The 24,458-nt window shown below is 56.4% G+C and carries 20 protein-coding genes and 2 pseudogenes; 6 read left to right on the top strand and 16 right to left on the bottom strand.

Annotated features, from left to right (window positions below; translation table 11 throughout):
- Positions 1-86 precede the first annotated feature (86 nt).
- Together yieH and ID864_RS20385 are read right to left on the bottom strand one after the other, a co-directional pair.
- A complete protein-coding gene (gene yieH / locus ID864_RS20390; RefSeq protein ID WP_191150289.1) occupies positions 87-752 on the bottom strand; it encodes a 6-phosphogluconate phosphatase in 666 nt (221 codons plus the stop codon).
- 58 nt (positions 753-810) lie between these two features.
- Positions 811-1,896, bottom strand: coding sequence for a LacI family DNA-binding transcriptional regulator (locus ID864_RS20385; RefSeq protein ID WP_191150288.1), 1,086 nt, complete (start codon positions 1,894-1,896; stop codon positions 811-813).
- Between the two features lie 190 nt (positions 1,897-2,086).
- Here ID864_RS20385 and ID864_RS20380 point away from each other — a divergent pair, with 190 nt between their 5' ends.
- The 3 genes and pseudogenes from ID864_RS20380 to ID864_RS20370 all read left to right on the top strand — a co-directional run bounded on the left by ID864_RS20380 (position 2,087) and on the right by ID864_RS20370 (position 7,409).
- On the top strand, positions 2,087-3,400 hold the full coding sequence (locus ID864_RS20380; protein WP_062818526.1) for an MFS transporter: 1,314 nt from the start codon (positions 2,087-2,089) through the stop codon (positions 3,398-3,400).
- 6 nt (positions 3,401-3,406) lie between these two features.
- The gene (locus tag ID864_RS20375) at positions 3,407-5,773 is read left to right on the top strand and encodes a glycoside hydrolase family 31 protein (protein WP_191150287.1); all 2,367 of its coding nucleotides are present in this window, start codon (positions 3,407-3,409) and stop codon (positions 5,771-5,773) included.
- Positions 5,774-6,096: 323 nt separating this feature from the next.
- Positions 6,097-7,409 (top strand): annotated as a pseudogene (locus ID864_RS20370) (NCS2 family permease).
- A 39-nt stretch (positions 7,410-7,448) separates the two neighbouring features.
- On the opposite strand, the gene ID864_RS20365 reads toward ID864_RS20370, so the two are convergent.
- The 14 genes and pseudogenes from ID864_RS20365 to rpmH form a co-directional block, all read right to left on the bottom strand.
- Complete coding sequence (locus ID864_RS20365; protein WP_048917920.1) at positions 7,449-8,192, bottom strand: 4'-phosphopantetheinyl transferase family protein; 744 nt, start codon at positions 8,190-8,192, stop codon at positions 7,449-7,451.
- Between the two features lie 198 nt (positions 8,193-8,390).
- On the bottom strand, positions 8,391-9,125 hold the full coding sequence (locus ID864_RS20360) for a hypothetical protein (protein WP_191150286.1): 735 nt from the start codon (positions 9,123-9,125) through the stop codon (positions 8,391-8,393).
- A 187-nt stretch (positions 9,126-9,312) separates the two neighbouring features.
- On the bottom strand, positions 9,313-9,855 hold the full coding sequence (locus tag ID864_RS20355) for a fimbrial protein (protein WP_224750573.1): 543 nt from the start codon (positions 9,853-9,855) through the stop codon (positions 9,313-9,315).
- Positions 9,856-9,862: 7 nt separating this feature from the next.
- On the bottom strand, positions 9,863-10,375 hold the full coding sequence (locus ID864_RS20350) for a fimbrial protein (RefSeq protein ID WP_191150285.1): 513 nt from the start codon (positions 10,373-10,375) through the stop codon (positions 9,863-9,865).
- Positions 10,375-10,869 carry a fimbrial protein gene (locus tag ID864_RS20345; RefSeq protein ID WP_191150284.1) on the bottom strand — a complete coding sequence of 165 codons (495 nt, stop codon included), beginning with the start codon at positions 10,867-10,869 and terminating at the stop codon, positions 10,375-10,377. Before ID864_RS20345 ends, ID864_RS20350 begins: the two co-directional genes overlap by 1 nt.
- The gene (locus ID864_RS20340; protein ID WP_191150283.1) at positions 10,862-11,485 is read right to left on the bottom strand and encodes a fimbrial protein; all 624 of its coding nucleotides are present in this window, start codon (positions 11,483-11,485) and stop codon (positions 10,862-10,864) included. Before ID864_RS20340 ends, ID864_RS20345 begins: the two co-directional genes overlap by 8 nt.
- Positions 11,486-11,516: 31 nt before the next feature.
- Entirely contained in the window at positions 11,517-12,269 is a 753-nt protein-coding gene (locus ID864_RS20335) for a fimbria/pilus periplasmic chaperone (RefSeq protein WP_191150282.1), read from the bottom strand.
- A gap of 45 nt (positions 12,270-12,314) precedes the next feature.
- Positions 12,315-14,834 (bottom strand): outer membrane usher protein, encoded by a 2,520-nt coding sequence (locus ID864_RS20330; protein WP_048914538.1) that lies wholly within the window; start codon positions 14,832-14,834, stop codon positions 12,315-12,317.
- A gap of 294 nt (positions 14,835-15,128) precedes the next feature.
- Complete coding sequence (locus ID864_RS20325) at positions 15,129-15,686, bottom strand: fimbrial protein (protein WP_048914539.1); 558 nt, start codon at positions 15,684-15,686, stop codon at positions 15,129-15,131.
- A 594-nt stretch (positions 15,687-16,280) separates the two neighbouring features.
- A complete protein-coding gene (mnmE, locus tag ID864_RS20320) occupies positions 16,281-17,645 on the bottom strand; it encodes a tRNA uridine-5-carboxymethylaminomethyl(34) synthesis GTPase MnmE (RefSeq protein WP_191150281.1) in 1,365 nt (454 codons plus the stop codon).
- 109 nt (positions 17,646-17,754) lie between these two features.
- Positions 17,755-19,401, bottom strand: a complete 1,647-nt coding sequence (gene yidC, locus ID864_RS20315; RefSeq protein WP_048917913.1) for a membrane protein insertase YidC — start codon at positions 19,399-19,401, stop codon at positions 17,755-17,757.
- 2 nt (positions 19,402-19,403) lie between these two features.
- Positions 19,404-19,662, bottom strand: a pseudogene (gene yidD / locus ID864_RS20310) (membrane protein insertion efficiency factor YidD).
- Entirely contained in the window at positions 19,626-19,985 is a 360-nt protein-coding gene (gene rnpA / locus ID864_RS20305) for a ribonuclease P protein component (RefSeq protein WP_048917912.1), read from the bottom strand. The pseudogene yidD and the gene rnpA overlap by 37 nt, the downstream one beginning before the upstream one ends.
- Before the next feature lie 17 nt (positions 19,986-20,002).
- Positions 20,003-20,143: a 50S ribosomal protein L34 gene (rpmH, locus tag ID864_RS20300; protein WP_003023858.1), complete on the bottom strand. Its 141-nt coding sequence runs from the start codon at positions 20,141-20,143 to the stop codon at positions 20,003-20,005.
- 629 nt (positions 20,144-20,772) lie between these two features.
- Here rpmH and dnaA point away from each other — a divergent pair.
- From dnaA to recF, 3 genes are all read left to right on the top strand, one after another.
- Complete coding sequence (dnaA, locus tag ID864_RS20295) at positions 20,773-22,164, top strand: chromosomal replication initiator protein DnaA (protein WP_048917911.1); 1,392 nt, start codon at positions 20,773-20,775, stop codon at positions 22,162-22,164.
- 2 nt (positions 22,165-22,166) lie between these two features.
- Positions 22,167-23,267 carry a DNA polymerase III subunit beta gene (dnaN, locus tag ID864_RS20290; RefSeq protein WP_191150280.1) on the top strand — a complete coding sequence of 367 codons (1,101 nt, stop codon included), beginning with the start codon at positions 22,167-22,169 and terminating at the stop codon, positions 23,265-23,267.
- A 97-nt stretch (positions 23,268-23,364) separates the two neighbouring features.
- On the top strand, positions 23,365-24,450 hold the full coding sequence (recF, locus tag ID864_RS20285; RefSeq protein WP_048917918.1) for a DNA replication/repair protein RecF: 1,086 nt from the start codon (positions 23,365-23,367) through the stop codon (positions 24,448-24,450).
- The last annotated feature ends 8 nt before the right edge of the window (positions 24,451-24,458 follow it).

Raw genomic sequence — 24,458 nt, 5'->3', positions numbered from 1 at the left:
TGGTCGGCCCGCGTGTGACCCATGCGCACCAATCAGCAGAAGGACGGACCGATCAAGAAGGTCCGCCCCGACAGCGTTGCTGTTTTTTATCCGCGTGTGAGCTGCCAGCCCCTGGCGCGCCACAGATCGGGCAGCTGGGCCATATCGTCAAATACCGTCACCAGCGGATGATCGAGCGGCGGATTGTGCGCATCCACGCAGTAGTAGAATACCGGGATCCCGGCGGCGATGCCCGCTCTGGCACCCGCTTCTGAGTCATCCACCAGAATGCAGCGCTCAACCGGCACGCCCATCTGCCTGGCCGCGTGGTACATCAGTTCCGGTTCCGGTTTCCAGTGCTGGATATCGTAGCCGCTGTACAGTCGGTCAGCAAAAAATGGCAGCATCTGCGTCAGGCCGAGCGAGTGCTGCATTTTGGGCACTGTGCCGTTGGACACCACGCACATCGGCACGCCGATCTGTTCCAGCAGCGCTTTTGCCCCGCGAATGGGCTGCAGCTCAAGATCAAACAGCCGCGCAACCTCCTGGCGATAGGCGGGTTCCAGTATCTCAACCGGGGTATCCAGACCGTGCTGCTGGCAGACATCGGCGATAATGTCGTACAGCTTCACGCCTTTGTATTTCTCAAACATCTCCTGCAGTGACAGCTGCGCGCCGAACCTGGCAAATGTGTTCACATAGGCCTGGGTACAGAGCATTTCACTGTCCACCAGCGTGCCGTCGCAATCAAAAAAAATACACTCCACCGTCATACCGCTTCCTTCATTTTTGCTGGGCTAAGGTCAGATAGTAGCGTGAATATTGGCTGATTTACGATGTGCGATCGTATAAACCGTGCTCGCCGCTGCTGTAAGCGGGCATGATGCGTGAGGCGCCGAGGCGTTTCACCGAGTCGCGCAGCGCCAGCTTTCCCTGCAGCAGCATGGTGCAGGGCGGCGAGTCAGGCTGCAGGATGCGGCGCTGTAGCAGCTGCAGCGCCTCAAAGCCCAGCTCGTCGCGCGGCACCTGCACCGAGGTTAGCGGCACATCTTCGATCTCCGCCAGGTTAAAGCCGTCGGTACTCATCACCGAGATCTCCCCCGGCACCGCAATCTGCTGTTTTTGCAGCGCCCTGAGCGCGCCAGCGGCCATATAGTCGCCACCGGCGAGGATGGCGGTGGGCCGTTCGCTGGCGGGCAGCCCACGCAGCCAGGCACCCAGCGCCTGCTCCGCCTCTTCGCTGCCAAAGCCGGCGGTGGTGATCAGATGCTGCTGCTCGTCAAACGCCATATGATGCCGCGCCCAGGCCTGGCGAATACCGTTCAGGCGCAGCTCCATGGTGGCGCGACGCAGGCACTGCAGGTTGAGAATGCGGGTGTGGCCCTGCTCGATCAGGTAGCTGGCGGCGAACTCGCCGATGCGCTGATGATCGGGAGAAACGCTGTCGAGGCGCATCTGGCGATCGCTGCAGTTGATCAGCACGCAGGGTTTATGCAGCTCGGCGGCCAGCTGGTGGATCACGTCATCATCAATACCAATAATCAGCGCCGCTTCGCTTTCCGGCTCGCTCATCTTGCTGAGAAACAGGCTGCGGTCGCTGTCAGTCTCCTCCAGCCCGCAGTAGCGCAGGCGCACTTCATGGCTGGCCAGCGCTGCGGTAATTCCCTGAATCACCTTGTAGTAGAAGATATCGCTGCGCACGTCGAACGCACGCTGCGGGGCAAACACCACAATATTGTTCAGCATCAGCCGCCCGCAGGAGATCGCCTGCAAAATGCCGTTGCTGCGGGCGCAGGCCATGACCTGCTGGCGTGCCGCCGGGCTGGTATTCATCTTGCCCGCCAGCACGCGTGAAACCGTGCTGATCGACAGCCCGGTTTGTCGGGCAATTTCGGCGATTTTCAGCTTTCCGTTCAATCTGTGATCTCCTTCAAATTGCGTCATGAGAATTTTTTCATGGCCGGATAGCCGCACTGTGCCTGAGATTAATCGCGATTATTGTGAGTAGTGCGCCATTCCATGCAAATCCTTGCAAAAATGCCGGTTTCGCTGAAGTCGTGCGCTGGCTAGTTTCGATTCAGGCACTTTTCGTCGCCAGGAGAAATTAATGAGCGTGGAAATCAACCGCACTGCGGTACAAAGCAACCGACGTAAAATTAAGTCCCTGCGCTGGTGGATGCTGGCGCTGTTTTTACTGGGAATTACCGTCAACTATCTGACGCGTAACTCGCTGGGGATCCTGGCGCCGGAGCTGAAAACCAGCCTGAACATGAGCACCGAACAGTACTCCTGGGTGGTGGCGGCGTTCCAGCTGGCCTACACCCTGTTTCAGCCGATCTGCGGCTGGCTGATCGACGTGGTTGGCCTGAAGCTCGGTTTCCTGCTGTGCGCCAGCGTCTGGGCGATTGTCTGCATGCTGCATGCCGGGGCCGGAAGCTGGCTGCATCTGGCTATTCTGCGCTTCTTTATGGGCGGTGCCGAAGCGGCAGCTACCCCGGCGAATGCCAAAGCGATCGGTGACTGGTTCCCGAAAAAAGAGCGCCCGGTTGCGGCGGGCTGGGCGGGCGTCGGCTTCTCCATCGGCGCGATGCTGGCCCCGCCGGTGATCGTGCTGGCGCACGCCACCATGGGCTGGCAGGGGGCGTTTCTGTTCTCGGGCGGGCTGGCGCTGGTGTGGGTGCTGCTGTGGTGGCGCTTCTACCACTCGCCGCAGCAGCACCCCAATCTCAGCCAGCAGGAATATGCTCTGATCCACCAGGATAATGAGCCGATGTTGCCCGCGCTGCCATTTTGGACATCACTGAAAATCCTCAGTAAAAACCGCAAGTTCTACGGCATCGCTATTCCGGCCTTTCTCGCGGAACCGGCGTGGGCGGTGTTCAGCTTCTGGGTGCCGCTCTACCTCGCGACCGAACGCGGGATGGACCTCAAGCAGATCGCGATGTTCGCCTGGCTGCCATTCCTCGCAGCCGACCTGGGCAGTGTTGCCAGCGGCTACCTCACCCGTCTGTACCGCAAGTGGTTTGGCTGCACGCTGGTTAACTCGGTGGTCGCCAGCTCGGTTACTGGGGCATTTCTGATGGTGTCGCTGGCGCTGGTGGCGCTGACCAAAGATCCGCTGGTGGCGATCGCGCTGATCTCCGTTGGCGGCTTCGGTCACCAGGTGATCTCCTGCATGCTCAGCGCGCTGGTGGTCGAATCCTTCGATAAAAATCAGATGGCTACGGTCAACGGCCTGCGCGGCAGCTGCGCGTGGGTCGCCAGCTTCCTGTTTACCTTACTGATCGGTGCGATATCCGACACCGTTGGTTTTAACCCACTGTTTGTCGCCATGGGCTTTTTTGACCTGATCGGCGCGCTGTTCCTGATTGCGTTGGTCGCCGAGCGCAGCAGGAAAAAAATCCCCCAGGCTGGAGAATAAGTTTTTATGAAAACCTTAAAAAACTGGACGCTGGCTGGCCAGCATCCTGACCGCATCGAGCTCACGGTGGATGAGCAGCACAGTTTCTGCCTTTACGTGCTGGAGCCGCACCTGTGCCGCGTGCTGATCAAGCAGCATCATGCGCTGCGCCTGGAGCGTAGCTGGAGCATCGCGCCGGATCAGGATGTGCCGTGGCAGGGGCGCGATCGCCTGAGTACGCAAGGCTTCAGCCTACCGGGCTACCGGCTGGACCATAATGATGACCGGCTGGTGCTGAGCACCGATAAGCTGCGCGTCACCGTACATCAGCCGCTGTGCCTGACGTGGGAGTACCGTGATGCAGCGGGCGAGTGGCAGCCGCTGGCCGCCGACCGGCCGACCGGTGCCTATCTGCTGAATGCGCACGGCGACGGCGTGGCGCACTATCAGCGCCGTTTCCCGGACGATCGCTACTACGGGCTGGGGGAGAAGTCCGGCGATTTGGAGCGTACCGGCCGCCGCTTTGAGATGCGCAACCTCGACGCGATGGGCTACAACGCCGCCAGCACCGATCCGCTGTATAAACATATCCCGTTTACTATCACCCGCCGCCCCGGCGTCAGCTTCGGGCTGTTTTACGACAACCTCAGCAGCTGCTGGCTTGATCTGGGCAACGAGCTGGATAACTACCATCTGGCCTATCGCCGCTGGCAGGCAGAAGCGGGGGACGTGGATTACTATCTGATGCTCGGGCCGCAGGTGATCGACGTGACCAAAGCCTTTGTGCGCCTGACCGGCAGAACGCTGTTCGGGCCAAAATGGAGCCTCGGCTACAGCGGTTCCACCATGCACTACACCGATGCGGATGACGCGCAGGAGCAGCTCCAGCAGTTTATCCGCCTGTGCCGCGAGCAGGCGATCCCCTGTGACTCATTCCAGCTGTCATCGGGTTATACCTCGATCAACAACAAGCGCTACGTGTTCAACTGGAACTACGACAAGGTGCCGCAGCCGGAGCAGCTGAGCGCCGCGTTCCACGACGCCGGGCTGAAGCTGGCCGCCAATATCAAGCCCTGCCTGCTGCATGACCATCCGCAGTATCAGCAGGTCGCGCAGCAGGGGCTGTTTATCCGCGACTCGGAAAGCGACAGGCCGGAACGCTCCAGCTTCTGGGACGACGAAGGTTCGCACCTCGACTTCACTAACCCGGCGACCGTGCGCTGGTGGCAGGAGGGCGTCACTACCCAGCTGCTGGCAAAGGGCATTGACGCGACCTGGAACGATAACAACGAATATGAGGTGTGGGACGGCGAAGCGCGCTGTCACGGCTTCGGCCAGCCGATAGCCATCAAGCATATCCGTCCGGTGATGCCGCTGCTGATGATGCGTGCCTCGCTGGAAGCGCAGCAGCGCTTTGCTCCGGATCTGCGCCCGTATCTGATCTCGCGCTCCGGCTGTGCCGGGATGCAGCGCTACGTACAGACCTGGAGCGGCGATAACCGCACCAGCTGGCAGACCCTGCGCTATAACACGCGCATGGGGCTGGGGATGAGCCTGTCCGGGTTGTATAACATTGGTCACGACGTCGGCGGCTTCTCTGGCGACCGGCCCGATCCCGAGCTGCTGGTGCGCTGGGTGCAGAACGGCGTCATGCATCCGCGCTTTACCATTCATTCGTGGAACGATGACGGCACGGTCAATGAACCCTGGATGTATCCGCAGGTGACCCCGATGATCCGCGAAGCCATCCAGCTGCGTTACCGGCTGCTGCCCTACTTTTACAACCTGCTGTGGCAGGCCAGCAGCGAAGATGAGCCGATGCTGCGCCCGACCTTCCTCGACCACGAGCATGACGCCAATACCTGGCGTGAAAACGACGACTTTATGATTGGCCGCGATCTGCTGGTAGCCAGCGTGGTGGAACAGGGCCAGCGTCAGCGCGAGGTGTGGCTGCCGGACAACGGTGAAGGCTGGTACTGCTTCTGGAGCGGCGTCTGGTTCGGCGGCGGGCAGACCATTACCCTGAACGCCCCGCTGGAGCGCCTGCCGCTGCTGGTGCGCGCCGGTGCCGGTTTACCGCTCTCCTCACGTCTTGCCTATGCCGACAGCGCACAGGACCAGAGCCGGGAGTTAAAACTGTTCCCGCTGCGCGGTGACGGGCAGTCAGAAGGGATGATTTTCGAGGATGATGGCGTCAGCCACGGCTGGCAGCGCGATGATGCCCTGTGGCTGAACTGGCAGATGAAAACCAGCGCGCAGCGCATCGACGTTACCCTCACCACCCGCGGTCAGTTCCGCCCGGCGTGGCGGTCGCTGACGCTGAGCTTACCGGCGGGTGAGCAGCGAGAAATCTGGCTCAACGGCGAGCGCACGCAGCGCTTCGAGCTGGAATGATTTATTCTGGTTAACCGACAGCTTGTGGAATATCCCCCGCGTTTGCGCGGGTAGAGATACCCTAAATAATTCGAGCTGCAGGAAGGCGGCAAATGAGTGAGTCCCGATGAGCTTACGCTGGTAAGTGATTCGGGTGAACGAATGTAGCCAACGCACCTGCAGCTTGAAGTATGACGGGTATAGTCAATTACTGTTAATGGCGGTGATTAGCCGGTGAAAACAGCGCAATCGGTTGCGAAAAAACCCGCCTCCCCGCATCCCAAATGCGGAATTATGGGGTAGGATAGCCACCGACAATTTTTTCTCCGCTCTGGAATCACATAATGACTACTCCCGGCCTGTTACAACGGATTTTTAAACTGCAGGAGCATGGCACCACTGTCCGTACCGAGGTGATTGCCGGTTTCACCACTTTCCTGACGATGGTGTATATCGTTTTCGTTAATCCACAGATTCTGGGCGTTGCCGGGATGGATACCCAGGCGGTATTTGTCACTACCTGCCTGATTGCCGCCTTCGGCAGTATCCTGATGGGCCTGGTGGCTAACCTGCCGGTGGCGCTGGCTCCGGCGATGGGCCTTAATGCCTTCTTTGCCTTTGTCGTGGTGGGCGCGATGGGGATCTCCTGGCAGGTCGGGATGGGGGCCATCTTCTGGGGCGCGGTGGGCCTGCTGCTGCTGACCATCTTCCGCGTGCGTTACTGGATGATTGCCAATATTCCGTTGAGCCTGCGCGTGGGGATCACCGCCGGCATCGGGCTGTTTATCGCGCTGATGGGGCTGAAAAATGCCGGCATTATCGTTGCCAATGAAGCGACCCTGGTAACCGTCGGTAATCTGACCTCGCACAGCGTGCTGCTGGGGGCGCTGGGCTTCTTTATTATTGCCATTCTCGCCTCGCGCAATATTCACGCGGCGGTGCTGGTCTCGATTGTGGTCACCACGGCGATTGGCCTGGCGATTGGCGATGTGAAATTCACCGGGGTGTTCTCAGCCCCCCGCCGGTGACTTCCGTTCTGGGTCAGGTCAACCTGAAGGACTCGCTCAACGTGGGCATGGCCGGGATCATCTTCTCCTTTATGCTGGTTAACCTGTTTGACTCCTCCGGCACGCTGATTGGCGTGACCGACAAGGCCGGGCTGACCGATGAGAAAGGCAAGTTCCCGCGCATGAAGCAGGCGCTGTACGTTGACAGTATCAGCTCCGTGGCGGGCTCTTTTATCGGCACCTCTTCGGTCACTGCCTACATCGAAAGCTCTTCCGGGGTCTCTGTCGGAGGCCGCACCGGCCTGATGGCGGTGGTAACGGGCGTACTGTTCCTGCTGGTGATGTTCCTGTCACCGCTGGCGGGCATGGTTCCGGCTTATGCCGCTGCCGGCGCGCTGATTTACGTGGGGGTGTTGATGACCTCCAGCCTGGCCCGCGTAAAGTGGGACGACCTGACCGAAGCGGTACCGGCGTTTGTCACCGCGGCGATGATGCCGTTCAGTTTCTCGATTACCGAAGGGATTGCGCTGGGCTTTATCTCCTACTGCGTGATGAAGCTGGGCACCAGCCGCTGGCGTGAAATCAGCCCGTGCGTGGTGGTGGTGGCGCTGCTGTTCGTGCTGAAAATCGCCTTTATCGACGCGCATTAATCGACCGACGGGTGGTGGCAGGCGCTGCCACCCGCTTTATCAGTAGTGAGGCTGGAGTTTTTCAGTCGGCAGACTGGTCAGACGCAGCGTGCTGGTTGCCAAATTTTGCGCATAGAGATTAATATCACGCAGAGACTCCCAACCCTTTTCCCCATCATACTCCCACAGATGCAGCCGATCGGTGCCGGGTGACAGCGCACAGGACCAGACCAGCAGCGGTTCGACGTCGCACAGTGCATGAATATCCGGCCAGCTCGCCGAACGCAGACGTCCGGATGCCGGGTGCAGGCGCAGCGAATCCATCCCCTTTTCCCCTTCTCCCGTCAGCTTAAGAATGCTCTGGCGCAGCGTCCACAGCTGGGTTGAGGCCTCCATAACGTCATTCTGCGCGTTGATCCACGCCTTCTCCCCGGAGGAGAGGCACTCAAAGTGGTGTTCCAGCGTCTGTCGGCTGTGGGCACGGACAATCTCCATATCCAGCCCGGCGTGGCCGCCTTCTTCCGCCAGCAGCACGCCGACCATATTACCGGCGTAGGCGAAGCTGAAATCGGGCAGATCGGGGTTGCTGAAGCAGGGGCGTCCGCTACTGCTGAGGGTGATCTCTGGCAGCGACGGCAAGCCGTAGACGCGCAGCATCAGCTCGGCCAGCAGCGTGCGGGCGGCCAGATAGCGGCTGCGGCGTTTCTCGCTAAAGCGAGCGGCGCGCTCAACCAGCTGGAGTGGGAGTCGGTGTACCGGGGTTCGGGTCTGGGCGAGTGCCCAACGTGCAAAATGACTTGCCATCTGTCGCTCCGTGAAAATGGTCGGATAATCATCATCTCCTATTGTAAGAATTTTCTTAGCTCTTTGCATCAGTCAAACGCAATTCGCGACATAAATCAGATTTATGGCAGGCCAGAGGCTGGCAATACGGGTCAGACAGGTCGTCGACCCGGAGAGGATAAATGACAGGGAGCGCGGGCAGGTGTGAACAGCAGAAGTTCAGTCCCAGGTCGTTTCGAATACCACGGAGGCTTGCTTATAGCCTGCTGTCACACCGGTATCTTTTAGGGTAAAAGTCAGCGTGAAATTCTCTTTTTCATACTTTGTTGCGTTAAACGCCTGCTCGCTCTTACCTTTATCGAATGCGTAATGCACGGTTGCATCACCGACTGCAACGCTGCCTTTAACCGGCGTTATCAGGCGTAACTGACCGGAGGAGTCACTGTTGCACATCACATAACCCTTGAGGTCAGTTTTCAGGCCGGAACTGCCCCACGAAACCGAGCCGAAATCCACCTTTCCCGGCAAGTTTACCTGACACTCTGGCGCAGGAATGGGCAGCGGACGTGTTATCACCCTATACTCCTGCCCGGCGTCAAATTCTGGGCAAATTATGAGGATTGTATCCATACTTGTTGTGAGATCAGGTGCTGAACCTAAGGTTACCCCTGAAGATAATGCCTGATTTATTTTTTTTGCAGCATCCCACACTGAGTGACATTCAAAATTATCTTCCCTATATGCCATCTTACCAAATTTTTTATTGTTATATACGATTTCGAGAGAGTGGTTTCTCTGCAAATAAGCGATATAAATATCGCTTTCCTCTACTCTCCCATTGAGGGATACATGACTACCCTCCTCTTTTACCCACAGATTATAGCCATAAGATCTATGAGATACTGAAAATAGCAGTAGGGTGGTTAAGCTGAGAAGTGTAATTTTTTTCATCATTTCCGCTGTGATAAATAACAATCCTGATTAATTTTTCGATTCGCCGTTGAAGCTTCATCAGATTCAACGGTGCCGTGGGGATGAAATTTTTTTGCAGCCGTTTTCTGCCTTTTATGGCAAAGAGATAGCCTGAAATTGCACAAACCAGGCGTCAGCCAATAGTGTATTTACGTTCCTTTCAACGCCGCTAACGGTAATCCAGCCGGAATGTCGCCACGGCGCTAAATTCACCGCGCGCAATGGTATGTTCCTTAATCGCCTGCGGCTCGCCCTGGATCCAGGCGGCGAACTTCAGGGTCATATCGCCCTTTTCCAGCGTGACCTCTTTGCTGCCGCTGTTAAGCGCAATCGCTTTTCCCGCGGCATCTTCAATACCGACAGCAATACCGCTGTTAGTTTGCTGTACCGCCAGCAGCCCCGGTAATACGCTGCTCTCATTCCCGCTGAAGGAAACGTTGAGCTGCTTTCCAATACTGAGATCGCACCCCTGCAGATGTAGATGAAAAGCCTGTGACGGGCTACGGCCGTTAATATAGAGGTATTTATCGACAATTCCGCCGAAGTCCACGCGAATATTCTCGTCGCCGGGCCGCAGTGCGCAGGGTTCGGCCACCAGCGTGCCGGAAAGATGAACATTATCACCATAGGGTATTGCGCTGGATGTCGGTGAAACCATATAGAGAGTGAAAAATACTGCCAGCGTGGGCGACTTCAGGTGTTCTATCGGCATAATTTTCCTATTGATAGTCAGCCAGCAGGGTTGCGGTGGACTCGAACGGGCCCTCTTTCAGGGTGACACCGCTCTGTTTAACCAGCACCGCCTCCAGCGCGGGTAGCGCTGTCGAGATTACCTTGATCGGCTGATTAATCACCATCGGGCTGCCGTTCTGCAGAATGCGGATCGCCAGCCCTTTTACGCTGGTCTGCAGTGCGGCTTTGCTGGGATCAAAGCTGGCAATATCCCCTTTCAGCGTCAGCACAAGCCCCGTTCCGGCTGGCTTACTGTTGTCACAGCTGATGTGGTAATTGAGCGGCTGACGGTATCGCATGCCTTCCACTTGGTTAATGCCAACGCTGTCGCCAAAACTGACCTCTATGCGGCGGCTGTCGGCAGAGGTTACCTTGCAGGCAGGAGACCAGATTACTTGCCCCTTTATAGAGATTCCGACAACGCTCGCGCTGACATTGACGGTTGTCAACATCACTGCCAGCGACAGGAGTGCTGCTGGCGAAAGCCTGGAGTGCGTCATTACTGATACTCCACGCGCAGGGTAGCGCTGGCGCTAAAAGAGTCACCGTCCTTAATTAGCCAATTTGGTTTACGAAAAGTGGCAACACGCAGTTCAGGAGCATCCGGCCAGCTAAAGTTCAGCCAGCTATTAATCGGTAATACCTGACCATTGCTGGTAAATTTTATTGCTATTGGAGAATAGCTTGCCAAAAGATAGCCTGGATAATCCTTATCTGGCGTGCCCTGAATCTGTAACCGCATCTGGTTTTTACTCATGCTACACGACAGGTTAAGGTTAATAGGGCGACTAATCGCATTATTCTGCAGGTCCGAAGTAACTATTTCCCCAAAATCCACCTCAATCGTCCTGCCATCGTTAATGGTGCAGGGCGGCGGATTCAGCACGGTCATGGATATCTGGATGGTGCTTTGCGCGGTACCGGCCACGGCAAGCGAAATCCAGCCTGCTGACAGTCCCGTCAGCAGCCAGCGTAGTGCATTACCGCTAGTCATAGATCATCCTGAAATTAAGGCTGGCATTCCATGCGCCTGCACGCAGTGGCGCAGGCGTGCGTACCGGCGTTACGGTGTAGGTTAACGTGTTTTGGCCGGGTAAGAGATAGAGCGGCGCGGCACGCTGGTTGAGCGGCAGAGGCTCTCCCTCGCTGTCGGCCAGCGCCAGCGCCAGCCCGCTGGTGCCGTTTATTTTCAGATAATCGGGCATATCGCCATCGCTGGTACCATAAAACCAGACCGACACTGCGGGCTGCATTGTGCTCCAGCTGACATTGCCGCTTTTGCTGTCGCGTAAGGATGTCGGGCCACGCCCACAGTCCTCCAGCTTCAGCTGAAAGCTGACTGGCGCAGCGCGGTCCCCCGGCCGCCGCAGCGAGGCCGTATCAGTATTGCCGAGCCAGACGACCTGGTGCAGGCTGGTCATCTCCAGCCGGCAGGCGCTTTCGGTCAATGAGCCGGAGAGGGTCAGGCTACCTTCACCGAAGGTGACGGAGCGATGTTCCCCGGCCAGTGCGGTCGCCGCGAACAGCCCGCTGGCGCAGACCAGCAGCGCAGCGCAGCGGTTTTTCTGCACCGGTGTTATCCGCTTATCCCCTGTTTTCTTCTGCCTCATATCAGTGCTCCCTGCGTGGTGGTTTTCCATTTTAGTCAGTCAGGTTTTGGCTATTACCTGGCACCACCCGGCACTGATTGCCGGAACAGCTAAAGCTGAGCGACGGGCGGCCGCCGTAATCATCAATGTATTTCAGTACCGGGCTGGTGCCGAGCTGGGCTGCCGTCACGTTCAGTTCGCCGCTACTTTTCGGTGCGACCATCAGCGGCTTAAAGTCTTCCAGCGAGCTGCCCTGCTTGCTGGCACCCCCGTCGATCAGCGTGATGTAGTAGCCTGTGGGATTATTAACCAGATAGCGGTCGCCCTTACGCGTCAGCGTCAGCTGCTCCTGCGGAGGGACGCTATTTTGCGCAATGTGCAGCGCGGCAGGGCGGTATAACAGCTTGATACGGGTCTGTAGGGCAATCTGTAACGTATTGGCCTTATCACTCTTAGGCGGGATCTCGCGCAGGTTAAAGTAGTAAAGCGTCTCGCGATCCTGCGCCAGCGCGTTGACTGCCGGTAGCGCCTGCACTTTCACCTGGCTTTTTTTCCCCGGCTCTACGCGCTGCAAAGGCGGCAGCGCCGTCAGCGGTGAGTTAATTTTGTTACCCTTCTCATCTTCAATCCACGTCTGCGCCAGATAGGGCAGCTGTGTATTCTGATTACTGATGCTAAGACTGGCTGATTTTGCCTTGCCGTCAAAAATAACCCGGGTGCGGTCGAGTGAAATGGCGGCAGAAGCCTGCTGTGTTGCCAGCGCAGAGCTCAGCAGCAAAAAAGGAATAATTTTTTTTGAAAACATGTAGTTACCTTAAGATAAGTCGAGTTGATAATGAAATATCCGTTTTCAGCTGCGCGCGTCAGAGACGTTGCACGGCAGCAGTAGCGAATGACTGATCATGTCTGCGGGTAGCGGTGTGGGCAGGCGCACTTCACACTGCGCCTTATCGTCCCACTCGACGCTCATGGTTTCGCCCGCCCGGATACCACTCAGATAGAGAGTGCCATCATCGTTAACCAGTCCGGTTACCTGCTTACGTGAGTTGATCACTTTGGCACCAAACGGGGGTGTGCTGCCGTCTGCCAGCTTGATAATCGCCATCGCTTTCGCACCGGAAATGACATTAAACCGACGGTAGCCAATCGCCCCTTCGGTCAGCGTGGCCTGTACCACCGAGGTCAGTGCTTCCGCATCGTCGCCAAGCTTATCCAGGTCGATACGGGCGCTGTTGCGGTAGTAGTTGCTAACATCGGCAATCACCGCTTTACCAAAGTAGTTGGTATGGAGGTTGCTGCCGTAGCCCTTCACGGGCACATTCGGCACGCCATCGGTATCGACTAACAGTCGGGTACCGCCGTTGGTATTGTTGCGATGCAGGGCTCCACCTTCCGCTGTCAGCGTCATGCCACCCTGAGCATTCAATCCCAGGGAGTGATAACGCCCCTGGTCGTAGCTGGCGTTGGCGCTGACGCGGGCAATATCACCGTCATGGTTGTAGTAGCCGCTCAGCCTGCCGCCGCTGCGGCTGTTACCGGCGCTGATCGAGTAGTTATCATTGGCGTTAATACGATCGTTCCATGTCAGGTTATGGCTACGCTCTTTTCCTGCCGCAGACAGGTTGTAGCCGATGCTGCCACGATCGCCCCACGGGATTGAGAAAGAGAGATACATACCATCGTCATTACGCTGGTCGATGCGGTTACGGTAGGCGGACAGCGATACGCTGGCTGAGCGGATCTTCCACCAGTCGAAGTAGCGCGACAGCATCAGGCTGTAGCGGTCATTGGTCGGTCGGTTCCAGTAAGTCTGATGCGTGTAGGTCAGGTACGTTGACAGACCGATATCGCGGAACTGTTTATTAAAGGTCACGGTATACATCTGCTTACTTTTACCCATACGGCTGCTATCTTCTTTGGCATCCAGATACTCTGACATGCTCATGAAGTTCTCCTGCGAGAAGCGGTAGCCGGCGAAGGTAATCTGACTGTCGTAGGTCTCAAAATCTTTCGCATAGCTCACCCGATAAGAGCCGCCGCTCAGGGTGTTATCATCACTCGTCAAACGCGCACGTGACTGCGTGGCATCCAGCGAGATGGCGCCCAGCGCCAGCAGATCGCGGCCAATGCCGATGGAGAGCGCCTGATACTTATCCCCCCCGATAGCGCCCCCGTACATTGACCAGCCGTTGCTGATCCCCCATGTGAGTTCTCCGGCGCTGAACAGCGCGCCATTGGTGCGGTGTTTCCAGTCAGAGGGCTTCCCCGATGAGACCTTAAAACGAATAGTGCCCGGGCGGGTCAGATAGGGAATACTGGCGGTATTAATGGTAAAGGTCTGCACGCTGCCGTCCTGCTCTTCAACGCGCACGTCAAGCTGGCCGGTGACCGCATCGCTCAGATCCTGAATACGGAACGGGCCCGCGGCGACCTGGGTTTCATACAGTACCCGCCCCTGCTGGCTGACGGTCACTTTTGCATCTGTTCTGGCGATACCCGTCACTTCCGGCGCATAGCCGCGCAGGTTTGGCGGCAGCATACTGTCATCCGATGTCAGGCTGGCTCCGGTAAAACGGAAGCTGTCGAAGAGGGAGGAGTCGAGATAGTTCTCACCGATCATCAGTTTGGCGCCAAGCCAACTGAGCGCACGCCAGGCGTAGAAGCGGCTCCAGTCAAACTCTCGGCTGGTCTGCGCGTGCTCACCGCTCTGGCGTTCTGCACGGCCCTGCCAGTCAGCGCGCAGCCGCCATGCGCCGAGGTTTACGCCTGCGGTACCGTTACCGCTAAGGTTGAGCCTGTCGCCGCTATTATGGCTGCGCTGCTGCTGGGCATTTAGGCTGTAGTCGAGCAAAATCCCGGGGATGCCGTTGTCCCAGCGCGAAGGTGGGTCCCAGTCGTCGGCGGTGTATTCCAGCCAGGCCTGCGGAATAGTGATATAGAGCGAGGAAGTGGACAGGTCGCCACGGGCCTGTAGCCCTGTAAGGCTACTGATATCGAGGCACTTCCCCTGCTGATGCCATTTAAGAGCGGCTAAATACTGCTGTTTGAGGCCGAATTGCTTAACCAGGTCGGGGGTAAGGCAGGGCACGCTCGATTTCGCATCGTTTTCATCGGCCCGAAAGGTGATTGTGCGCTCGGAGAGTTCGGTTCTGTTAATACGCACCGTCAGGCTGTAATCACCCGGCATAATATATCCCTGGCGGGAGAACTGGCTGAGATCAACATGTTTACGGTCGTTAACGTCCAGCACATCCATATTGAACTGGATATCGTCAGAGGAAAAACCCCGCCCGGAATGCCCAAGCGTCAGCACAATCAAGGCTGATAATAATTTTAAGTTGAACAGCTTCCGTGCTGCGTAATGTCTCATGGCTAATCCGCTTTTCCGTTAATTTATTATTTCTGACGTTTAATAATCAGAAATAGTCCAGCCTGAAGCGGACAGTGATAAAACAGGCTCCGGCCATTAGCGGTTTTTGATCACTAACCAGGGTGAGAAAGTCATCCAGACGCATATCACCAGGGGTGATATCCAGCGGAGGGAACGCGACACCGGATTTGGCTATACGCCCGGCGGCTGGTTTCTGTTACTGGCATCTCCGACTCTTGCTGCATGGAAAAAACGTGCGGCTATGCGCCGCACGTTGACGGCATGCGCTAAAGTTTACTGGTAGGCCAGCTGGAAATTAGCTACAGCGGTAAAGTCACCAGGCACGATGGATGGCGTGGCTTTAGTCTGCTGAACGTAGGCGCTGAAGCTCAGAGTAGAGTCGCTACCGACCAGTTTGGTTGGCTGGCTTGCTTCACCCAGTTTGATTTTCTGGCCCTTGTTATCAACAAAGACAATTCCGGCATCAGAAGCATTACCGGCCAGACCCAGCATGCTGTCGTCGGTATCGTTAGCCGCACCGCTGAAGGTAATCGTTACGCCATTCTTGTCTTTCGCCAGCTCGCAGTTTTCCAGCTTGATGTTCACCTGCGCAGGCGTTGAGTGCCCGTCTGCCTTAGCCAGCAGAGCTTTAGAGATAGCACCCAGGTTGATATCCTGCCTGGTGGACTCACTTTTGATGGAACAAGGTGCATCAACGATAGAGCCGCTGAACGATAACTGCCCGCTACCCTGGCTGCCAGCAGCTGCCCCTGGCGTTGCGTCTTCAGCATGTGCCAGAGAGACCGTGGCAAAAGTCATGGCCGCAGCCAGCATAAACTTATTCATTTTCATTCAAATGTATCCTTACGGTGATTAATAATAACTTCCGACTTAACTTAATCCGGGCGGGATTAAAAAACAGGGCTAGTGGCTTGCGAATAAAAGATGTCTTCAGGTTTTTTATATAGGCGTAACGAAGCCTGATTATGGGGTTAATAAAGGCGGTTTGTCGATATTAAGTTCCAGTAATAACGAGAAGGTAAAAGCAAAATGCCTTAGGGAGCATCCTTATTTAAGTTGCATATTGCCCTGTCTGACAACGATGTGAATTCTTACATAGGTAACTTTTCAATACAATAACCGGGCATTCGCGAAATGCCTCTTTATAATAAATGCGATATTAAAAATTTAATATTATTGCCTGTAATATTATTTATGTCGCAAGTTTTACTTTTCAGTTAATTACCAGCAATAAATATCGCGTAAATCCATGATAAGAAGATTAATATCCACTGCAGCACAATGCAGCATCATTCTGCCAGGGAGGTTTTTATTTTCAAATTCAAGGGGTTATTTTTTATCTCGATCGGAAAGGCATTGTTAACCAGCATCCCGCCATACCTTTGTACAGCGGGACGGGAAGTGAGTAAGGAAGGGCGAAAAGACTTATTTGCCAATACAGAAGCTGGAGAAGATCCGTCCCAGCAGATCGTCGGAGCTGAATTCCCCGGTGATCTCACTCAGTGCCTGCTGCGCCAGACGCAGCTCCTCCGCCAGCAGTTCCCCAGCCCAGGCCCCCAGCAGCTGATGTTTGCCCTGCTGCAGGTGAGTGGCTGCTAACTCCAGCGCCTGAAGATGGCGGCGGCGAGCGAGGAAGCCGCCCTCCATATTGCCGGCAAAGCCCATACTGGCTTTCAGATGGTCGCGCAGGATATCGATGCCGTCCCCGGTGCGCGCCGACAGGCGAATAAGTGAGTGACCGTTCACTTCGCTTAGACCTTCTGCTTCGCCAGTGATATCCGCTTTATTTCGTACCACGGTGATCGGCAGAGTTTGCGGCAGGCGGGCAATAAAGTCCGGCCAGATCTCAGCGGGTTCGGTGGCGCCGGTGGTGGTGCCATCCACCATAAACAGCACGCGATCGGCCTGTTCTATCTCTTTCCATGCGCGTTCAATACCGATGCGTTCCACTTCATCACTGGCTTCACGCAGGCCAGCGGTATCGATGATGTGCAGCGGCATGCCGTCAATATGGATATGTTCGCGCAGCACGTCGCGCGTGGTGCCGGCAATATCGGTGACAATCGCCGCTTCGCGCCCGGCCAGCGCGTTGAGCAGGCTGGATTTTCCGGCATTAGGGCGGCCAGCGATCACCACCTTCATCCCTTCACGTAGCAGGCTGCCCTGACGGGCTTCAGCGCGCACGCCATCCAGATCGCCGATAACCTGATTTAGCTGGGCCTCGATTTTACCGTCGGAGAGGAAGTCGATCTCCTCGTCAGGGAAATCGATCGCTGCCTCCACGTAGATGCGCAGGTGAGTGAGTGCTTCCACCAGAGCATTAACGCGGGTGGAGAAAACACCCTGTAGTGAGTTGACCGCCGAACGGGCGGCCTGCTCGGAGCTGGCGTCGATCAGGTCGGCTATCGCCTCGGCCTGTGCGAGGTCGAACTTGTCATTGAGGAAGGCGCGCTCGGAGAACTCCCCCGGATTGGCAATGCGCAGCCCCGGCAGCGCGACAATGCGCTTCAGCAGCAGGTCGAGGATCACCGGGCCGCCGTGGCCCTGCAGCTCCAGCACATCTTCGCCGGTAAAGGAGTTCGGGCCGGGGAACCACAGCGCAATGCCCTGGTCGAGCGTGCTGCCATCCGCATCCGTAAAGGGCAGATAGTCGGCGTAGCGCGGCTTTGGCAGTTTGCCCAGCAGCAGCTGCGCCACGTCGCGGGCTTTGCTGCCGGAAATGCGCAGGATGCCGACGCCGCCGCGGCCAGGAGGGGTCGCCTGGGCGACGATAGTATCGCTATGGCTCATGTTGAACTCTCTTTTTAAGATAAAAAAAGGCGGTCATGATGACCGCCTTAGTGTAAGCATTGTGCCGAAATTTAGCACGGGCGAGGCATGCCTCGCCCCTACGGACAAATTACGCTTTTTTCTTGTCGCGGCTGTGCAGACCACGTTTTTCCAGCCCGCGATAAATCAGCTGCTGCTGGAGAATGGTCACCAGGTTACTGACGATGTAGTACAGCACCAGACCAGACGGGAACCACAGGAAGAACACGGTGAAGATGACCGGCATAAAGGTCATGATCTTCTGCTGCATCGGGTCGGTCACGGTGGTTGGCGACATCTTCTGAATGAAGAACATCGTGATACCCATCAGGATCGGCAGGATGTAGTACGGGTCCTGTGCGGACAGGTCATGGATCCACAGTGCAAACGGCGCATGGCGCAGTTCCACCGAGCCCATCAGCATGTAGTACAGTGCCAGGAAGATAGGCATCTGGATAACCAGTGGCAGACAGCCGCCAAGCGGGTTCACTTTCTCCGCTTTGTACAGCGCCATCATCTCCTGGCTCATCTTCTGCTTGTCTTCACCTAAACGCTCACGCATTGCCTGAATCTTCGGCTGCAGCATGCGCATTTTGGCCATCGAGGTGTACTGCGCTTTGGTCAGCGGGTACATGATGCCGCGCACGATGAAGGTGATAACGATAATTGAGAAGCCCCAGTTACCGATAAAGCTGTGCAGGAACTTCAGCAGCTTAAACAGCGGCTGGGAGATAAACCACAGCCAGCCATAATCCACGGTCAGATCCAGGTGTGGGGCAACCGCCGCCATTTTGTCCTGAATTTCCGGGCCAACCCACAGGGTCGCAGCCAGCTGCTGCTGAGAACCCGGCGCAATGGTCACTGGCGCAGATTTGTAGCCGATTGCGGCAATACCATTACCCAGGTTACTGGTGTAAAGCGTGTTGCTGCCCGCAGTCTGCGGAACCCATGCGGTGGCGAAATACTGCTGCATCATCGCCACCCAACCGTTGGTGGTGGTGGTGCTCAGGTTTTCGTTATCGCTGATCTTGTCGAATTTGTACTTCTCGTAGTTGGTCTCACTGCTGGAGTAAGCCGCACCGCGGAAAGTATGCAACGCAAAGTTGTTGCTGCCGGTATCGCGATGCTTCGGCAGATCAATGGTCTGCTTCAGCTGACCAAACATCGACACTTCCAGCGGCTGCTGGGTGGCGTTGTTGACCTGATAATCGACGGTGATCGCGTACTCGCCGCGCTTCAGGACGAAGGTCTTGGTGTAGGTCGCGCCGTTTTCAGCGGTAAAGGTCAGCGGGATACGCAGTTCGCTCTGGCCTTCTGCCAGTTCGAAGTGATCCTGGCTGCTGGTGTACAGAGGGCGCGCACCATTGGCCGGGTTATCCGGGCCATTACGACCGGTCAGGCCACTTTGTGCCTGATACAGGAAGCCTGGTGTGGTTTCCAGCAGCTGGAAAGGCTGGTCTGAACCCAGTTTGTCCGGGTAAGTCAGCAGCTGTGCCTGATCAATATCGCCACCGCGGGTATTGATGTTTAAAGACAGGACATCGGTCTTAACGGTGATCGTTTTGCCCTGTCCGCTGGCAGGTACACCCTGATTAGCGGCATCACCGGCAGCGCTGGTCGTGTTCTGCGTGGTCTGGGTCTGCAATGGCTGCGGAGCGTGGTCCGTCTGCCAGGCTTGCCAGATCATAAAGGACACGAACAGAAAAGCGATGAGAAAAAGATTGCGTTGCGAATCCATCGTTAATGTTCTCTGAGATCAATGGTTATGTGGCGGCACCGGGTCGTCGCCACCCTGGTTTAAAGGGTGGCATTTTAATATGCGTCTTAGCGTCAACCAACACCCTTTTACCAATCCGAACCTGCGCAATGCCTCAATACCGTATTGAGAACAGGTGGGATGGAAACGGCAATGGGGACCTAAAAGCGGGCTGATCACGCGCTGATAAACGCGAATCAGCCCGATTAAGAGCCGCGAGCCAGGCGACAGTGACGACGCCATAGTTTCTCCAACGCTTCCGTCAGTGCCTGGTTATCCAGATCCGCGACACCCTTTTTCGCCACAATCACAAAATCCATTGCCGGTAATTCATGCTGACGCAGACGAAAGCTTTCGCGGGTCAATCGCTTGATCCGGTTGCGTTCATGCGCACGTTTAACATGTTTTTTGGCGACGGTGAGACCGATGCGGGGATGCCCCAGCGTGTTCAGGCGGCCGAGTATGGTGATTTGCGGCGTGCCAGCCCGTTGTGGCTGCTGGAAGACGAAAGTGAAATGAGTGGGAGTTAACAAACGTAACTCCCTGGGAAATGCGAGCTTAACCACTCAGCGGTTAGCTTTTATTACTTAGAAACGGTCAGACGAGAACGGCCTTTAGCACGACGACGTGCCAGAACCTGACGACCATTTTTATTTGCCATACGAGCACGGAAACCGTGTGAACGGTTGCGCTTCAGTACGGACGGTTGAAAAGTGCGTTTCATGGCGATTTCTACCTAAACTTGAAAAATTTCACTTGGTGACGCGTTATCTGGCCCGAAAAAACGACCGACGCCTCAGTGTGTCTTTAATAAAGAGGCGGGATTGTAATAATTGTACAGTCCAGAGTCAATTTACTTCGCGTGAAAAGCGCATCCTGATTGCCCGTAGTGACCGAAAAACAGCCAAAACGGCCATGGCGCACACGCCGGGGCACAAATTATACGGTGTCCAGTAAAAAGCGCAAGGATCGCGCAGGATCTTCTCGCGATCCTGTTACATCACATTTGCGGCAATAACGTGACGGCACCATTAAATTTCAACGAATGCAGACGATCCTGAATGCCTTTTGTGCAGGGTGGCGTAAACTTATCCCCGCTATCCGCCCCTGTGGATAAATTGGATCAAAACTGTGTAGAAAGTGAAGATCTCTGCTGCGCTTTACGCTATGATCCGCCCTTCCGCTAACGATCCCCGGGTCGGATCCTAACCCGAAAGTAGTATCAATGTCGGGGACGGGCGGAGTAACCGCGGATAGCGGTTCGCATGCGTATCATCGGCATGCGTCAACAATGATGAAATTATCGCTTCAGCGCCTTTATTTCTTATCGAACTTTTTCGAGTGGAGTCCGCCGTGTCACTAACGCTTTGGCAACAGTGTCTTGCCCGTTTACAGGATGAGCTACCTGCCACAGAATTCAGCATGTGGATACGCCCCTTGCAGGCCGAACTGAATGACAATACGCTGGCCTTGTATGCACCAAACCGTTTTGTACTCGACTGGGTTCGGGATAAATACCTGAATAATATTAATGCCTTGCTGAATGACTTCTGCGGCAGCAATGTGCCATTGCTGCGTTTTGAAGTCGGCAGTAAGCCGGTGGCGCAGGCCATCAGCCAGCCCGTGTTAGCCAGCGCCAATGCCAGCTCTCCAGGCATTATCAGCCGCCCGGCGCCGATGCGGCCAAGCTGGGACAATATGCCGGCTCCGGCAGAGCTTTCCTACCGCTCCAACGTCAATACTAAACACAACTTTGACAACTTCGTTGAGGGTAAATCGAACCAGCTGGCACGTGCGGCGGCACGTCAGGTGGCGGATAACCCTGGCGGAGCCTACAACCCGCTGTTCCTTTATGGCGGCACCGGTCTGGGTAAAACGCACCTGCTGCACGCGGTGGGTAACGGCATTATGGCGCGCAAGCCGAATGCCAAAGTGGTGTACATGCACTCCGAGCGTTTTGTGCAGGACATGGTCAAAGCGCTGCAGAACAACGCCATTGAAGAGTTTAAGCGCTACTACCGTTCGGTTGATGCGCTGCTGATCGATGACATTCAGTTCTTTGCGAATAAAGAGCGATCGCAGGAAGAGTTTTTCCACACCTTTAATGCCCTGCTGGAAGGTAATCAGCAGATCATTCTGACCTCAGACCGTTATCCGAAAGAGATCAACGGCGTTGAGGATCGACTGAAATCCCGCTTCGGCTGGGGGCTGACGGTCGCGATCGAACCGCCAGAACTGGAAACCCGCGTGGCAATCCTGATGAAAAAGGCTGACGAAAACGACATTCGTCTGCCGGGCGAAGTGGCCTTCTTTATTGCCAAGCGCCTGCGCTCTAACGTGCGCGAGCTGGAAGGGGCGCTGAACCGCGTGATCGCTAATGCCAACTTTACCGGCCGGGCCATTACCATCGATTTCGTGCGCGAAGCGCTGCGCGATCTGCTGGCCTTGCAGGAGAAGCTGGTCACCATTGATAATATTCAGAAGACCGTCGCTGAGTATTATAAAATCAAAGTGGCCGATTTATTGTCGAAGCGCCGTTCGCGCTCGGTAGCCCGCCCGCGCCAGATGGCGATGGCGATGGCAAAAGAACTGACCAACCACAGTCTGCCGGAAATCGGTGATGCTTTCGGGGGTCGTGACCATACCACCGTGCTACATGCCTGCCGAAAAATTGAGCAGCTGCGCGAAGAGAGTCACGACATTAAAGAAGATTTCTCAAATCTCATCAGAACATTATCTTCCTGACTATGAAATTTATTGTAGAACGCGAGCATTTACTCAAGCCATTACAGCAGGTCAGCAGCCCGTTAGGCGGCCGCCCGACGCTGCCTATCCTCGGAAACCTGCTGCTGCAGGTTAATGAAGGCACCCTACTGCTGACCGGCACCGATTTAGAAATGGAGATGGTGGCCCGCGTTGCGCTGACGCAGGACCACGAGCCGGGCGCGACTACCGTTCCGGCGCGCAAATTCTTTGATATCTGCCGTGGCCTGCCGGAAGGTGCGGAGATCACGGTGATTCTGGACGGCGAAAGAATGCTGGTGCGCTCCGGCCGCAGCCGCTTCTCGCTCTCCACCCTGCCCGCCAGCGACTTCCCGAACCTCGACGACTGGCAGAGTGAGGTTGAATTCACTCTGCCGCAGGCGACGATGAAGCGCCTGATCGAAGCCACGCAGTTCTCTATGGCTCATCAGGACGTGCGCTACTACCTCAACGGGATGCTGTTTGAAACCGAAGGTGAAGAGCTGCGCACCGTGGCAACCGACGGGCACCGTCTGGCAGTCTGCTCGATGCCGGTCGGCCAGGCGCTGCCGAGCCATTCGGTGATCGTGCCGCGTAAAGGGGTGATTGAGCTGGTGCGTCTGCTGGACGGTGGCGACACGCCACTGCAGGTGCAGATCGGCAGCAACAATATTCGTGCGCACGTGGGTGACTTTATCTTTACCTCGAAGCTGGTTGATGGCCGTTTCCCGGACTATCGCCGCGTATTGCCGAAGAATCCGGACAAAACGCTGGATGCCAGCTGCGATCTGCTGAAGCAGGCCTTCTCGCGTGCCGCCATTCTCTCCAACGAGAAGTTCCGCGGCGTTCGCCTGTATATCAGCGAAAATCAGCTGAAAATTACCGCGAATAACCCGGAGCAGGAAGAAGCGGAAGAGATGCTGGATGTCACCTACGGCGGCAGCGATCTCGAAATCGGCTTTAACGTCAGCTACGTGCTGGATGTGCTCAACGCGCTGAAGTGCGAGAACGTGCGTCTGCTGCTGACCGACTCCGTTTCCAGCGTGCAGATCGAAGATGCGGCCAGTCAGTCCGCGGCCTATGTTGTCATGCCGATGAGATTGTAATTGCTGATTTAATCCCCATATTTCGTAGGGGTCAGGCATGCCTGACCCAGGGCCGCACATGTGCGGCCCCTACATCCCGCTGCTCTGGATCGGTGTCATGGCTTTAACCCGCCTTCTTATCAAAGACTTCCGTAATATCGAAAACGCGGACCTGGCGCTGGCCCCGGGATTTAATTTCCTGGTGGGGCCAAACGGCAGCGGTAAAACCAGCGTGCTGGAAGCGATTTACACCCTGGGGCATGGCCGGGCGTTTCGCAGCCTGCAGGCGGGCCGCGTGATCCGCCACGAGCAGGATGCGTTTGTTCTGCACGGGCGTATTGCCGGTAACGAGCGTGAAGTTTCCGTTGGCTTGACGAAAAACCGCGCCGGTGACAGCAAGGTGCGCATTGACGGCAGCGACGGGCATAAAGTGGCCGAGCTGGCGCAGATGCTGCCCATGCAGCTGATCACCCCGGAGGGCTTTACGCTGCTGAACGGCGGCCCAAAGTACCGCCGTGCTTATATCGACTGGGGATGTTTTCATAACGAGCCGGGATTTTTCAACGCCTGGAGCAACCTGCGTCGCCTGCTGAAGCAGCGCAACGCCGCGCTGCGCCAGGTGTCGCGCTACCAGCAGATCCGCGCCTGGGACCAGGAGCTGGCACCGCTGGCAGAGCAGATAAGCGCCTGGCGTGCCGCCTACAGCGAAGCGATAGCGGCGGATATCAACGCCACCTGCGCGCAGTTTCTGCCGGAGTTTCAGCTGAGCTTCTCCTTTCAGCGCGGCTGGGACAAAGAGAGTGATTACGCCGACCTGCTCGAACGCAATTTTGAGCGCGATCGGGCATTGACCTACACGGCCAGCGGCCCCCATAAGGCGGATTTTCGTATTCGCGCTGAGGGGACGCCGGTGGAAGATTTACTGTCTCGCGGCCAGTTAAAGCTGCTGATGTGCGCCCTGAGACTGGCGCAGGGTGAGTTTCTCACCCGACAGAACGGGCGACGTTGCCTGTATCTGATAGATGATTTTGCCTCTGAGCTGGACGAAACGCGCCGCCACCTGCTGGCAGCGCGCTTAAAAGCCACTCAGGCCCAGGTTTTTGTCAGTGCCATTGCGGCCGAGCATGTCTTCGATATGACTGATGAAAAGGGCAAGATGTTCAACGTAGAACAGGGTAAAATAGCGGTTCAACCTGAAGATTAAACGAGCGA

Origin of the sequence: Erwinia aphidicola (genome assembly GCF_014773485.1) — a bacterium.
GTDB lineage: Bacteria > Pseudomonadota > Gammaproteobacteria > Enterobacterales > Enterobacteriaceae > Erwinia > Erwinia aphidicola.
Note: the sequence above shows the minus strand (reverse complement) of the source record. Positions and strands in the feature narration are given on the sequence as shown.